At 71.9% G+C, this 12,573-nt stretch carries 14 protein-coding genes; 4 read left to right on the top strand and 10 right to left on the bottom strand.

Going from position 1 to position 12,573, the window contains the following annotated elements; all coding sequences use genetic code 11:
• Positions 1-129 precede the first annotated feature (129 nt).
• Complete coding sequence (locus ABFX51_RS02750; RefSeq protein ID WP_091514970.1) at positions 130-813, top strand: TIGR03089 family protein; 684 nt, start codon at positions 130-132, stop codon at positions 811-813.
• A gap of 4 nt (positions 814-817) precedes the next feature.
• Here ABFX51_RS02750 and ABFX51_RS02745 read toward each other — a convergent pair whose 3' ends face one another.
• Positions 818-1,246 carry a DoxX family protein gene (locus tag ABFX51_RS02745; RefSeq protein ID WP_091514972.1) on the bottom strand — a complete coding sequence of 143 codons (429 nt, stop codon included), beginning with the start codon at positions 1,244-1,246 and terminating at the stop codon, positions 818-820.
• Positions 1,247-1,337: 91 nt separating this feature from the next.
• Positions 1,338-1,481: a hypothetical protein gene (locus ABFX51_RS02740; protein WP_177228952.1), complete on the bottom strand. Its 144-nt coding sequence runs from the start codon at positions 1,479-1,481 to the stop codon at positions 1,338-1,340.
• Positions 1,482-1,612: 131 nt separating this feature from the next.
• Between ABFX51_RS02740 and ABFX51_RS02735 the strand changes: the two genes are divergently transcribed.
• Positions 1,613-2,287, top strand: a complete 675-nt coding sequence (locus tag ABFX51_RS02735; RefSeq protein WP_245783360.1) for a class I SAM-dependent methyltransferase — start codon at positions 1,613-1,615, stop codon at positions 2,285-2,287.
• Positions 2,288-2,290: 3 nt separating this feature from the next.
• Here the strand turns inward: ABFX51_RS02735 and ABFX51_RS02730 are convergent, their stop codons facing one another.
• The 3 genes from ABFX51_RS02730 to ABFX51_RS02720 all read right to left on the bottom strand — a co-directional run bounded on the left by ABFX51_RS02730 (position 2,291) and on the right by ABFX51_RS02720 (position 4,629).
• The gene (locus ABFX51_RS02730) at positions 2,291-2,644 is read right to left on the bottom strand and encodes a hypothetical protein (RefSeq protein ID WP_428832433.1); all 354 of its coding nucleotides are present in this window, start codon (positions 2,642-2,644) and stop codon (positions 2,291-2,293) included.
• 159 nt (positions 2,645-2,803) lie between these two features.
• Positions 2,804-3,481 carry a YdcF family protein gene (locus tag ABFX51_RS02725; RefSeq protein WP_091514978.1) on the bottom strand — a complete coding sequence of 226 codons (678 nt, stop codon included), beginning with the start codon at positions 3,479-3,481 and terminating at the stop codon, positions 2,804-2,806.
• 5 nt (positions 3,482-3,486) lie between these two features.
• Positions 3,487-4,629: an acyl-CoA dehydrogenase family protein gene (locus ABFX51_RS02720; RefSeq protein ID WP_218153586.1), complete on the bottom strand. Its 1,143-nt coding sequence runs from the start codon at positions 4,627-4,629 to the stop codon at positions 3,487-3,489.
• A 112-nt stretch (positions 4,630-4,741) separates the two neighbouring features.
• Between ABFX51_RS02720 and ABFX51_RS02715 the strand changes: the two genes are divergently transcribed.
• Positions 4,742-6,370 carry a class I adenylate-forming enzyme family protein gene (locus ABFX51_RS02715; protein ID WP_091514985.1) on the top strand — a complete coding sequence of 543 codons (1,629 nt, stop codon included), beginning with the start codon at positions 4,742-4,744 and terminating at the stop codon, positions 6,368-6,370.
• Here the strand turns inward: ABFX51_RS02715 and purE are convergent.
• The 5 genes from purE to ABFX51_RS02690 all read right to left on the bottom strand — a co-directional run bounded on the left by purE (position 6,347) and on the right by ABFX51_RS02690 (position 11,456).
• Positions 6,347-6,844 (bottom strand): 5-(carboxyamino)imidazole ribonucleotide mutase, encoded by a 498-nt coding sequence (gene purE, locus ABFX51_RS02710; RefSeq protein WP_091514988.1) that lies wholly within the window; start codon positions 6,842-6,844, stop codon positions 6,347-6,349. The two genes, ABFX51_RS02715 and purE, sit on opposite strands and share 24 nt — an antisense overlap.
• Positions 6,844-8,040: a 5-(carboxyamino)imidazole ribonucleotide synthase gene (locus ABFX51_RS02705; RefSeq protein WP_091514990.1), complete on the bottom strand. Its 1,197-nt coding sequence runs from the start codon at positions 8,038-8,040 to the stop codon at positions 6,844-6,846. Before ABFX51_RS02705 ends, purE begins: the two co-directional genes overlap by 1 nt.
• A 9-nt stretch (positions 8,041-8,049) precedes the next feature.
• Positions 8,050-9,222: a glycosyltransferase 87 family protein gene (locus tag ABFX51_RS02700; protein WP_091515146.1), complete on the bottom strand. Its 1,173-nt coding sequence runs from the start codon at positions 9,220-9,222 to the stop codon at positions 8,050-8,052.
• Positions 9,197-10,525, bottom strand: a complete 1,329-nt coding sequence (locus ABFX51_RS02695) for a glycosyltransferase 87 family protein (RefSeq protein ID WP_245783361.1) — start codon at positions 10,523-10,525, stop codon at positions 9,197-9,199. Before ABFX51_RS02695 ends, ABFX51_RS02700 begins: the two co-directional genes overlap by 26 nt.
• A gap of 76 nt (positions 10,526-10,601) precedes the next feature.
• Positions 10,602-11,456, bottom strand: coding sequence for a GGDEF domain-containing protein (locus ABFX51_RS02690; RefSeq protein WP_428832432.1), 855 nt, complete (start codon positions 11,454-11,456; stop codon positions 10,602-10,604).
• Between the two features lie 233 nt (positions 11,457-11,689).
• Between ABFX51_RS02690 and ABFX51_RS02685 the strand changes: the two genes are divergently transcribed.
• A partial coding sequence (locus tag ABFX51_RS02685; RefSeq protein ID WP_346051855.1) for a sigma-70 family RNA polymerase sigma factor occupies positions 11,690-12,573 on the top strand: 884 nt, incomplete at its 3' end.

The raw sequence follows: 12,573 nt of genomic DNA, 5'->3' as shown, positions 1-12,573 counted from the left end.
CCACAGCGCAACCAGCGGCAAACCCCCGATCACCCGCCTGACCAACCTCCCTGGACACCACACCTAGGTCAGCCGCTTCCCCACCACCACCCTCCGCCGACACGCTGCGCGTGACAGTAGGCTTTCCGGGTGAGCCTGACTGACCACCTGCTGCGGGGCCTGTCCCCGGCGCGCCCGCTGATCACGCACTACGACGACGCGGCCGGGACGAGGGTCGAGCTGTCCGTCGCGACGGTGGCGAACTGGGCGGCGAAGACGGCGAACTGGCTGGTCGAGGAGTTCGACGTGGAGCCGGGCGACGAGGTGGCCGTGCGGCTGCCCGCGCACTGGCAGACGGCCGGGGTGCTGCTGGGCGCGTGGTGGTGCGGCGCCGACGTGGTGCCGGAGTCGGCGAGCGCGCGGGTGTCGTTCGTCGCGCCGGGCGCGCCCGTCACGGGCACCACCGCGGTGGTCGCGCTCGACCCGATGGGGCGCGGGCTGACGTCCCCGCCGCCGGACGGCGCGCTCGACTACCTCGCCGAGGCCCGGCTGGCCGGTGACGCGTTCAGCCCGATGCTGCCGATCGCCGGTGACACGCCCGCGCTCGCGGGGTCCACTGTGGACGAAGTGCTGTCCGCCGCGCGGGCGCAGGGCGTCCCGGAGGGCGCCCGCCTGCTGTCCACTGTGGAGTGGTCGGTGCCCGGAGGGGTGCTGCGCGGGTTCCTCGGGCCGCTGGCGGCGGGCGCGCACCTGGTGCAGGTGTCGAACCCCGACCCCGCCAAGCTGGCCGACCGCCGGCGCGCGGAGCGCACGACGGCCGACCTGCTGGACTGAGTTTCTACGCGGTCTGGAGCTCCTGCCGCTGGGCGCGCCTGCGCCAGAACAGGACGTGGTCCAGCGAAAGGCGGCCGCCGTTGAAGCCGAGCGCGAGCGCGCCGGCGGCGAGCGCCAGGACGAGTTCGTAGCCGCCCTGGCCGGTGAGCCCGTGGTCGAGGTGGACGAAGAAGATCGCGCCGACCATGTCCACGGCGAGCGCGACGCCGAGCACGGGCAGCGCGAGCCCGAGCATGAACGCGATGGCGCCGACCGTTTCCACGACGATCAGGAACAGCGCGGAGAGCGTCGGCAGCGGGATGCCCATGCCGGTGGTCATCTGGGTGACGCCGTCGAGGCCCATGTCCCACTTCTGGAGGCCGTGCGCGAGGAAGACCACGCCGACCCCGATGCGGCCGAGGAGGGCCGTCACGTCCTGAACCCGTGCGTACATCGGTTCCCCATCCCGTTCAAGTTTCAACTACGTGATCCGACCATACCGGCGGTAGGTGAAAGCGGGGTTAATTTCCCACCGGATGCGGCTTTCAGGTGTTGGCCGGCTTCTCGATCAGCAGCACGCACGCGACCACGCCGGCGAGGAACCACCAGGCGTCAGCGTTGGCCGCCGCGGCGACGATCCCGAGGACGACGGCCGCGAACGCGAGGACGGGAGTGGCATCCTTCGCCATGCCTCCAGCCTGCCCTATCTCGCATAGGCCGGACGTGTGAAATCGGGTGGCATCATCGGGAGATGTCGCCACAGGTGTACGACCGGATCGGGCAAGGCTATTCGCGGGGACGCCGGACGGAGCCCCGGTGGATGGCCGCCATCGAGGCGGCGCTCGCGGACGCCGACTCGGTCATCGACGTGGGTGCGGGCACGGGGTCGTACGAACCGCCCGGCCGCACCGTACTGGCTGTCGAGCCCTCCGGGGAGATGCTCCGGCAGCGCGAGCCGGGTCTGGCTCCGGCGGTGGCGGGCGTCGCCGAGCACCTGCCGGTGCGTGACGATGCGGCCGACGTGGCGATGGCCGTTCTGACGGTGCACCACTGGAACGACTGGCGGCGAGGGCTGGCCGAGCTCCGGCGCATCGCCCGGTGCCAGGTGGTGCTGGCGTACGACACCCGGCTCCACGCGGAGTTCTGGCTCGTCCGGGAGTACATCCCCGAGATCGCGGAGCTCGAACTGGCCCGCCCGTCGGCCGACGACATCGCGATCGAGCTCGGCGCGCGGGAGGTCACGGTCCTGCCGGTGCCGTGGGACTTCCACGATGGCGTGTTCCCGGCGCACTGGCGCCGCCCGGAGGCGTACCTGGACGAGCAGGTACGGCGCAACTGCTCCGCGCTGGCGCAGGCCGACGAGGCGGCGGTGGCCCGCGGCTTGGCGCGGCTGCGCGCGGACCTCGCCTCCGGCCGGTGGCAGGAGCGGCACGCGGACCTCCTGGAACGGGAGGAACTCGACGTCGGATTCCGGTTGATCACGGCCGGAACTTGACGCCTACTCGGCCCGCAGGGCGAAGAACAGGAAACACAGGCCGGTGGTGAGGGCGCGGTACTCCTCGGGGAACAGGTCTCGTGCGGCGGGCGCGGGCTGCGGTTCGCGGACGACGTCGATGCGGAAACCGGCCGAGGTGAAGGCGTCGGTCATCGCGTGCAGGGGCCGGGTCCAGAAGCTCATCGGCATGCTCTGGCCGCCCATCGTCCAGACGAAGGACCAGCGGTAGGTCGCGAAGTAGTCGGCCTCCTGCCCGGCGAGGCGCTGGATGCCGTAGGCCACGAAGGGGTGGTCGACCGAGACGAGCAGCCGGCCGCCGGGCAGCGGGTTGGCCAGGTCGGCGACTCGCAGGTCCACGTCGGCGCCGAGCCGCTGCCGGGCGAGCTCCAGATCCCGGCGCTCGCGTCGATCCCGGTCACGGTCGCCCCTCGATCGCGCAGCGCCGCGGACAGCGGGCCCGAGCCACAGCCCGCAGGGCGAGCTCCAGCGGATCGGCACACTCTGGCACGGACCTCCTCAGGGAATCAGCCGGTTCGTGAACCCCGCTTCCGAAAGCCTCCGGTAGGCGCCAGAAACCGCGGCAGGCACTTCCTGACGAATCGCGTATCCGCGCTCGGCGTACAGCGTGATCCGCTGCGTGTCCCCCACCAGCATGTTGATCACCCGGTCCACGTCGCCGATGGACTCGACGTACTCGTCCAGCGGCTGCCGCCGGGATGCGCAGACGACGTCCACCTCCGGCCAAAGCTTCTTGCACGTCGCGTACGCGCGGCGCTGCTGGTACGGGCGGCTGATCAGCGTCACGGACCGCACCTCGATCTCCCGCTCTTCGAGCAACCGGCGGGTAAGCGTGATGTTCTCGCCGGTGTTGCGGGCTTCGGCCTCGACGAGGACAACCCGGTCGGGTACGCCGAGGCGGAGGGCTTCTTCCCGGTAGTGCACGGCTTCGCCGCGCGGGAAGCGTTCGACAGTGGTGGGAGCGTTCGCACCGGTGAAGACGATGAGCGGGAACATGCCCTGGTGGTACAGCTCCCCGGCGCAGGTCGCGACGCCGAGATCATGGCTGCCCAGCCCGATACCGACGTCGGTGGGCCGCAGCTCGTGGTGCAGGTCGTGGTAGTCCCACAGCGTTTCGACGTCGGCGCGCAGCTCCGCCGGGATGCGGGGCGGGGCCTGATCCGAGACCCCGCCCACCGGACTCAGCCCTTCAGCAGCTGCCGGGCCATCACCATGCGCTGGATCTGGTTCGTGCCCTCGTAGATCTGCGTGATCTTCGCGTCCCGCATCATGCGCTCGACCGGGAAGTCACGGGTGTAACCGGCGCCGCCGAAGAGCTGCACGGCGTCCGTGGTCACCTCCATCGCGATGTCGGACGCGTAGGTCTTCGCGGCCGAGGCGAGGAAGCCCGAACGCGCGTCGCCCCGCTCGGAGGCCGCCGCGGAGGCGTACACCAGGTGGCGGGCGGCCTCGATCTTCATGCCCATGTCCGCCAGCATGAACTGCACGCCCTGGAACTCGGCGATCGCCTTGCCGAACTGCTTGCGCTCCTTCACGTACGCGACCGCCGCGTCCAGCGCGCCCTGCGCGATGCCCAGCGCCTGCGCCCCGATCGTCGGGCGCGTGTGGTCCAGCGTCGCCAGCGCCGTCTTCAGGCCCGTGCCCGGCTCACCGATGATGCGGTCCGCCGGGATGGTGCAGTTCTCGAAGTACAGCTCACGCGTCGGCGAGCCCTTGATGCCGAGCTTGCGCTCCTTCGGCCCCACCGAGAACCCGGGGTCGTCCTTGTGCACCACGAACGCCGAGATGCCGTGCGCCTTCTTCTCCGCCTTCGGGTCGGTCACCGCCATCACGGTGTACCAGGTCGACTCGCCGGCGTTGGTGATCCACGCCTTCGCGCCGTTGAGCACCCAGTGGTCCCCGTCCAGCACCGCACGCGTGCGCATCGACGCGGTGTCCGAACCCGCCTCGCGCTCCGACAGCCCGTACGAGGCCGACGCGCCCGCCGCGATCTCCGGCAGCACCAGCTTCTTCAGGTCCTCCGACGCCGACAGGATGATCGGCTGCGTCCCCAGCTTGTTCACCGCCGGGATGAGCGACGCCGACGCGTCGACCCGCGCGACCTCCTCGATCACGATGCACGCCGCGACCGCGTCCGCGCCCTGCCCCTCGTACTCCTCCGGGATGTGCACCGCCGAAAAACCGGCCTTGACCAGGGCGTCCCTCGCCTCGGACGGGTACCGCTCCTGCTCGTCCACCTCCGCCGCGTACGGGGCGATCTCCTTCTCCGCCAGCGCGCGCACGGCGGCACGCAGCTCCTCGTGCTCCTCGGCCAACTGGTACAAGCCCGACACCGGCGTCACCCTCCTCACGGCGAAACTGTCCCATCGATGTTAGCGCTCGTTCACGCCCCGCTTTCTGTGTCGTAGGCCGCATCTTTCGCCTTATCGTGTAGTGATGCCGATCACCATGCCCGCCGGAGTGCCTGGCTCGCTCGACTACCCTGAAGTCCCCGTCGGATCGATCCTCGCCGGTGCCGCCGCCCGCTACGGCGACCGCGTCGCGTACCGCCACCACGACCGCACCCTCACGTTCACGCAGGTGCACCGGGCGGCGTGCCGGTTCGCCCACGCCCTGCGCGCACACGGCGTCCAGCCCGGCGACACCGTCGCCATCCACGCCCCCAACTGCCTCGCCTACCCCGTCGCGTACTACGGGATCCTGCTGGCAGGCGCCACCTTCACCCCCGCCAACCCGCTGCTGCCGCCCGCGGACCTCGCCGCTCAGCTGGCCGACTCGGGGGCCGTCGCCGCCGTCACCTTCGGCAAGGCCGCGCAGGCGCTGGCCGCGGTGCGGGACCGGACGAGCGTGCGGCTGGTCGTCGAGGCGTCCGAGGTCGACGAGTTCTCCGTGGGGCAGCCGGAAACCGCGCCCGACGTGGAGATCGACATCTACGACCGTCTCGCGCACCTCGCCTACACCGGCGGTACCACCGGCCGCTCCAAGGGCGTCGAGCTGCCGCACCGGAACGTGGTGGTCAACTCGCTGCAGTACGCGTGCTGGGGCAGCGGATCGGTCCCGGTGCTCGACGCGGACGGCAACCTGACGCTCGACCAGCGCGGCAGCGAGGAGGAGTACCGCGGCAGGCTCGGCACCGGCGTCGCGATCAACCTCACCCCGTGGTTCCACGCGATGGGCACGATCGGTGGCCTCAACGTGCCCATGCTCAGCGGCACCACGATCGTCCTGCAGGACGGCTTCGACCCGGTGCGCTACCTCGCCGACGCCGAACGGCTGCGCGTCACGCAGATCGGCGGGGCACCCGCGTTGTTCGCCGCGCTGCTGAACTGCCCCGACTTCGCCACGCGCGACCTGTCGTCGGTGCGCTCGCTGACGTCGGGCGCCGCTCCCCTGCCGCACGAGATGCTCCGCGCGCTCGCGCGCCGCTTCCCGGACGCGGTGATCAACGAGGGCTACGGGCTCACCGAGGTCACGATGGGCGCCACGAGCGGGCCCGCTTTCCGCTCGGGCACGCGGAAACAGGGCACGGTGGGGGTGCCGGTGTTCGACACGGAGGTCAAGATCGTGCCCGCCGAGGGCGGCGAGGACCCGCTGCCCGCCGGGGAACCGGGCGAGGTGTGCATCCGCGGCCCGCAGGTGATGCGCGGCTACCACAACCGGCCCGAGGAGACGGCGGCCGTGCTCGTCGACGGCTGGCTGCACACCGGTGACGTCGGCGTGCTGGACAAGGAGGGCTACCTGTCCATTGTGGACCGCAAGAAGGACATGCTGCTGTACAAGGGGTACAACGTCTACCCGCGTGAGCTGGAGGAGCTGCTGATGGCGCAGCCGGGCGTGCGCGCCGCGGCGGTCGTGGGCCGCAGGCGCGCGGACGTCGGCGAGCTGCCGGTCGCGTTCGTCGTGCGGGCCGGGGAGTCCGTCAGCGAGGAGGCGCTCCTGGCGGCGGTGAACGACAACGTGTTGCCCTACAAGCGGATCCGGGAGCTGATCTTCGTGGACGAGATCCCGGTGTCCGCCGCGGGGAAGGTGCTCAAGCGGGAGTTACGAGCCCAGCTTGGCGCGTAGCGCCTCGTCCTTGTCCAGCACCAGCTTTTCCAGGTCCGCCTGGAACCGCGCCATGCGCTCCCGCAGCGCCGGGTCGTGCGCCGCCAGCATCCGCACGGCGAGCAGCCCGGCGTTGCGGGCCCCGCCGACGGAAACCGTCGCCACCGGCACACCCGCCGGCATCTGCACGATCGACAGCAGCGAGTCCAGCCCGTCGAGGTACTTCAGCGGCACCGGCACGCCGATCACCGGCAGCACCGTGGCCGACGCGACCATGCCGGGCAGGTGCGCGGCGCCGCCGGCCCCGGCGATGATCACCTTGAGGCCCCGGTCGGCGGCGGTCTTCGCGTAGTCCAGCATGCGCTGCGGCGTCCGGTGCGCCGAGTACACGCCGACCTCGTAGGGCACGCCGAACTCGTCGAGCGCCTGCCCGGCGGCCTCCAGCACGGGCCAGTCCGAGTCGCTGCCCATGATCACGCCGACCTGCGGGCTCATCATCGCTCCTTGCCGTGGATGTCGTAGCCGTCGAGCCATTCCGCGTGCGACAGCCAGTGCGCGGACAGGGTCGCCCTCGTGCGCAGCTCCGCCATGTCCTGGCCGACGAAGTTCACGTGCCCCAGCTTGCGGCCGGGGCGCTCGCCCTTGCCGTAGAGGTGCACCCGGGCCTCGGGGAACCGCGCGAACAGGTGGTGCAGCCGCTCGTCCGGGCCCATCTTCGGGGTGGCGGGCGCACCCAGCACGTTCGCCATCACCGTGGGCGCGAGCAGTTCCGTCGAGCCCAGCGGGTAGTCCAGCACCGCACGCAGGTGCTGCTCGAACTGCGAGGTGCGGGAGCCGTCCATGGTCCAGTGCCCGGAGTTGTGCGGGCGCATCGCCAGCTCGTTGATCACCAGGCCGCCGTCGGTGTCGAACAGCTCGACCGCCAGCACGCCGACCACGTTGAGCGCGTCGGCGATGCGCAGCGCGAGGTCCTGCGCCTCGTCGACCTTGCGGGCGGTCAGCCCCGGCGCGGGCGCGAGCACCTCGGTGTTGATGCCGTCCTTCTGCACGGTCTCCACGACCGGCCAGGCGGCGCCCTGCCCGAACGGCGAGCGGGCGACCAGCGCACACAGTTCGCGGCGCATCTCGACGCGGCGCTCGACCATCAGCTGCGTGCCCGCGGCGAGCAGCTCGGGCACCAGCGTGCGGGCCTGGCCGTCGGAGTCCAGCATCCACACGCCCTTGCCGTCGTAGCCGCCGGTGGCGGCCTTCAGCACGACGGGCCACGAGTGCTCGGCGCCGAACTTCAGCACATCGTCCACTTCGGACACTTCGGCGAACGGCGGGCACGGGTAGTCCTCCGCCGACAGGCGTTCGCGCATGATCAGCTTGTTCTGCGCGAAGGCGAGCGCGTCCGGCCCCGGCCGGATGGGCACGTCCTCGTTCATCGCGAGCACGAGCAGGTGCTCGCCGGGCACGTGCTCGTGGTCGAACGTGAGCACGTCGACGGTCTTCGCGAAGGCTTCGAGCGCTTCGAGATCGGTGTGGTGGCCGATCGTGACGTCTGCGGCGACCATGGCCGCGGCGTCGTTCTCGTTCGCGGCGAGCACCCGCAGCGACTGGCCGAGCGCGATCGCGGCCTGGTGCGTCATCCGGGCGAGCTGGCCGCCGCCCACCATGCCGACTACCGGGAGACCCGTGCGTTTGTCCACGGCTGGAGCTTAACTGCGGCGCGGAGCGCCTCCTTGAGGGGCGGCGGTCGGGCATAGAGGGAGACGCAGCTCACGGACTGCGAGCCCGAGGATTCCCAGCGCTGCGGCCAGCACATACGCGTTGCCGAGCAGGGACCAGCCGAGCCCCCACGTGAACTCCGTCGTCCCGCCGTTGGGCACCAGCATCACCACGCAGCTGCCGAACAACACCGCGACCGCCGCCGCCCAGACCCACCGGCGCTTCGTTCCCAGCAACGCCAGCAGCGGCACCGCCCACACCCAGTGGTGCGTCCACGACACCGGCGACGCCAGCAGCCCCAGGAACGCCGTCACCAGCAACGCCGCCAGCGCCTCGCCGCGGGCGTGCAGCCGCCGCACGAGCCACACCGAAGGCACGGCCAGCACGGCCGCGATCAGCAACGCGACCTTGCCCGACCACACCGCGTCGTGCGAGGCGCGGTGCACGAGCCCGTTCAGCGACTGGTTGAAGATCCAGTGCACGCCGCCGATCCGGTCCGGGTCGAACGCGGCGTGCGTCCAGTACTCCAGCGCGTCCCGCGGGACCAGCGCGAACATCAGCGCCTGCAGCCCGGCGAACGTGCCCAGCGCACGCAGCCCGTCCCGCCACCGGCCGGTCACGAACAGGTGCGCCACGAAGATCAACGGGGTCAGCTTCACCGCCGCCGCGATACCGGTCAGCACCCCCGAAAACCGGTGCCGCCGCCCCAGCACATCGACGACGACCAGTGCCAGCAGGACCAGGTTGACCTGCCCCAGGAACAACGTCTTCCACACCGGCTCCAGCGCCAGCGCCGGCACCGCGAGCACCAGCGCCCGCCGCGCGCACACCCACACCACGACGGCGAGCGAGACCACCGACACCGTCGTGACGATCCCCCACGCGAGCCCCGGCGGCAGCGCGGCGAGCGGCACGAACAGCAGCGCCGCCGCGGGCGGGTACGTGAACGGCAGCGCGACCCACGACGGCAGCGCCGCCAGCCGGTCCAGCGTGTACAGCGGCTCGCCGTGCAACAGGGTCAGCGCGCCCGCCCGGTACACCGCGCTGTCCGCGCCCAGCCGCCACCCCGCGAGCCAGGCGCACACCCCGGCCGCGAACGCCGCGACGGCGAGCAGGCAGGCCAGGAGCCGCCCGGGATCAGCGGACAGCCGGGGAGTCGACATCGCCACGCTTGCGCTGCCGGGCCCACCGCGTCACGAGGACGGCCGCGAGGACGAGGGGCATCAGGATGTAGGCGTTGCCGAGCACGCTCTGCCAGAACTTCCAGTGCAGCTCGATGTTGCGCCCGTTCGGCAGGAACAGCAGCACGCAGCTGATGAACACCGCGATCACCGCGCCCGTGCCGAACCACCGGCGCCACGCCGTGCCCGGACTGGTCTGCGGCAGCCGCGAGATGAGCAGCACGATCAGCGGCACCGCCCACACCCAGTGGTGCGACCACGAGATCGGCGAGGCCAGCAACGCGAAGAACGCGCTGACCAGCAACGCGGCCAGCGCCTGCCCGCGGCGGTGGAAGCGCAGCATCAGCCAGATCGCCGGGATCGCGAGCAGCGCGCTGATCCCGATCGCCGCCTTCGACGCCCACGGCGCGAGGTCGGTGACGCGGTTCATCAGGCCGTTGAGGGACTGGTTGCCCGCCCAGTGCACCGGGCCGATGCGGCCGGTGTCGGAGATTGTCTTGGTCCAGTACCGGATGGTGTCGCCGGGGATCAGCAGCAGCATGAGCAGCTGGAGCCCGAGGAACGTGGCGAGCGCCCGCGCCGCGTCCGCGCGCTTGCCGGTGAGGAACAGGTGCACCACGAAGATCAGCGGCGTCAGCTTCACGGCCGCGGCGATGCCGACCATGACGCCTCCGCCACGCCCCCCGCGAGCCGTCACGACGAGGACGTCCACCACGACCAGCGCCATCAGGATCAGGTTGATCTGGCCGAGGAACATCGTGCGCCAGACCGGTTCGAGCCCGAGCATCAGCACCGAGAACACCAGGGTCGCCCGCGCGGGGGAGGACCACCAGCGCGGCACCCCGGCCGCGGGCTTGGGCAGCGAGCCGATCGCGACCCGGATCACCAGTGCCATCGCCAGCACCGAGATCGCCGTCAGCACCCCCCACGCGACCTGCGTCGGCACGACCGCCATCGGCACGAACAGCAGCGCCGCCGTCGGCGGGTACGTGAACGGCAGCAGCGCCCACCACGGCTCGGGGGCGAGCGTGCTGGAGTCGTACAGCGGGTCCCCGTGCAGCAGCGTCAGCGCACCGGCGCGGTACACGGCGTTGTCCACGCCGAGCCGCCAGTCCAGCAGCCAGCCGACCACGCCGAGCGCGATCGCCAGCACCGGCACGACGGACAGCAGCAGCATGGACCTCGGCCGCATCGACAACCGGGTGAGCGAGGTCCGCAGCGCCAGGCGCGGCGGCGTCGCGCGCGTGAACGGCTCACTGCCGGCAGCGGGCACTGACTGGGTCACCCTTCCAGGAAAGCACGGATGAGCATCGGCCTGCGCACAAGCCCCGGCCATCGCGGGCCTGAACGGGACGACCGGGTCAGGACCGGGCGAGCCGCCGCAACAGGGCGCACGCCCCGTCGTGGGTCGGGGGCAACCGGACCAGCCGGATGCGGGGGTTGGTCAGCTCGGCCAGGTGCGGGTCGACGGACAGCCGCTCGTGCAGCGCGCGCCGCAGCAGCACCGCCTTCGACGCGATCCCGCCGTCCCTCGGCAACACGGCGACCAGCGTCGACGGGCCCGCGGTCGCGATGCTCTCGCCGCCGTCGAGCACGCTCCGCAGCGCCTCGGCGAGCAGGATCATGCCGGTCACCCGGTGCCAGCCGGCCACCTCGGACAGGTCGAGGGTCACCACCAGCAGCGTGTGGTCCTCCGCGGCCGCGCGGCCGATGACCTCGGCCTGCCGGTAGATCTCGCCGAGCCGGGTGCGCAGGTAGGCGGCCGTGGGCAGGCCGGTCAGGGAGTCGACGACCTCGATGCGCGCGAGCTGGTCCATCGCCACGTCCGCCCACGCCAGCGCCGTCACACGGAGCAGCCGGGCGGGCAGGGCGTCGACATCCGGGGCGACCAGCCCGTCGTCGTCCCCGGTGAGCACGGCGTGCAGGGCCGCGACGTCGGCGAGGACCTCGGCGAGCCCGGCGCCCGCGTGCGCCCTCGCCCTGGCCAGGCCCGCCAGCGCGTCCTCGGGATCGCCCTCCAGCGCCTCCGCGCACACGGCGTCGACCTCGGGAAGCGCCCAGTCGCTCGGGAAGCGCCAGCCGGCGGCGAGGCTCGCCGTCCGCCACTTCGCACGCAACTCCCGCAGGGAGCGGCCGGTTACCGGGTCGGTGAACGCACCGCGCGGTCTCCAGCTCCGCTGCCGGGGACTGCCCCCGTCGCCGGCTGGTACATCCACTCGCGACCGTCCTTTCGTCCACACTGCCGATCTCGTGACGTCCGGAGGTCTCTGGTATGACGCACCGGCCGTCGCCGGTTTCCCCGGGTGATCTTGTTGCACTCCTGGGGGCTTCGACGACCCCGAAGGGTGACGTGTTCGCCGAGTTCCGTCACACTGATCGCTGCGCGACGTCTGGTTCGACGAACGGTGCCGCGATCACCGTTCGTCCCAGCCTGGACTGAAGGAGAGCAGTGTCCACCGTTCCCGCGGGTTTCGACGAGAAGAGCGACGCCGAGCTGATCACCGCGGTGCGCAACGGGGACCTCACGGCGTACGGCGCGCTCTACGAGCGCCACGTCGGCGCCGCCTACAACCTGGCGCGCCAGCTCGCGCGGTCGAAGGCCGAGTCCGACGACCTGGTGTCCGACGCGTTCGCCAAGGTCCTCGACACGCTCCGGGCCGGCAAGGGCCCCGACAGCGCCTTCCGCGCATACCTGCTCACCGCGCTGCGGCACACCGCCTACGACCGCACGCGCAAGGAGAAGCGGCTCGACCTCAGCGAGGACATGACCACGCTGAGCGGCGCGGGCGGAGCCGCCACCGACGCGCTGACCGTCCCGTTCTCCGACACCGCGGTCGCCGGGCTCGAACGGACCATGGCCGCGAAGGCGTTCGCGCGGCTGCCGGAGCGGTGGCAGGCCGTGCTGTGGCACACCGAGATCGAGCAGCAGAGCCCCGCCGAGGTCGCGCCGCTGCTGGGCCTGACCCCCAACGGCGTGTCCGCGCTCGCCTACCGCGCGCGTGAGGGGCTGCGGCAGGCGTACCTGCAGGTCCACCTCGCCGAGACCTCCGCCGAACGCTGCCGCGCGACGGCCGACCGGCTGGGCGCCTGGACCCGCGACGGACTGTCCAAACGCGAACGCGCCCAGGTCGAGGCGCACCTCGACGAGTGCGAGCGGTGTCGCGCGCTGGCCGCCGAGCTGGCGGACGTCAACGGCGCACTGCGGGCCGTCGTCGCCCCGATCGTGCTGGGCGGTGCGGTGGTCGGCTACCTCGCGGCGACCGGCGCCAAGGCGAGTGCCGCGACGGCGACGGTCGCCGCGGCGTCGGCCGGTTCGGCGGGCGGGGCCGCGGG

The organism is Amycolatopsis dongchuanensis, from assembly GCF_039542405.1.
Lineage (GTDB): Bacteria > Actinomycetota > Actinomycetes > Mycobacteriales > Pseudonocardiaceae > Amycolatopsis_E > Amycolatopsis_E sacchari.
Note: the sequence above shows the minus strand (reverse complement) of the source record. Positions and strands in the feature narration are given on the sequence as shown.

Bases quoted from the DNA above. Each gene is read 5' to 3' on its own strand.
- purE (WP_091514988.1), bottom strand. From the start codon at position 6,844: ATGAGCCCGCAGGTCGGCGTGATCATGGGCAGCGACTCGGACTGGCCC.
- ABFX51_RS02735 (WP_245783360.1), top strand. From the start codon at position 1,613: ATGGCCGCCATCGAGGCGGCGCTCGCGGACGCCGACTCGGTCATCGAC.
- ABFX51_RS02745 (WP_091514972.1), bottom strand. From the start codon at position 1,246: ATGTACGCACGGGTTCAGGACGTGACGGCCCTCCTCGGCCGCATCGGG.
- ABFX51_RS02740 (WP_177228952.1), bottom strand. From the start codon at position 1,481: ATGGCGAAGGATGCCACTCCCGTCCTCGCGTTCGCGGCCGTCGTCCTC.
- ABFX51_RS02715 (WP_091514985.1), top strand. From the start codon at position 4,742: ATGCCGATCACCATGCCCGCCGGAGTGCCTGGCTCGCTCGACTACCCT.
- ABFX51_RS02700 (WP_091515146.1), bottom strand. From the start codon at position 9,222: ATGTCGACTCCCCGGCTGTCCGCTGATCCCGGGCGGCTCCTGGCCTGC.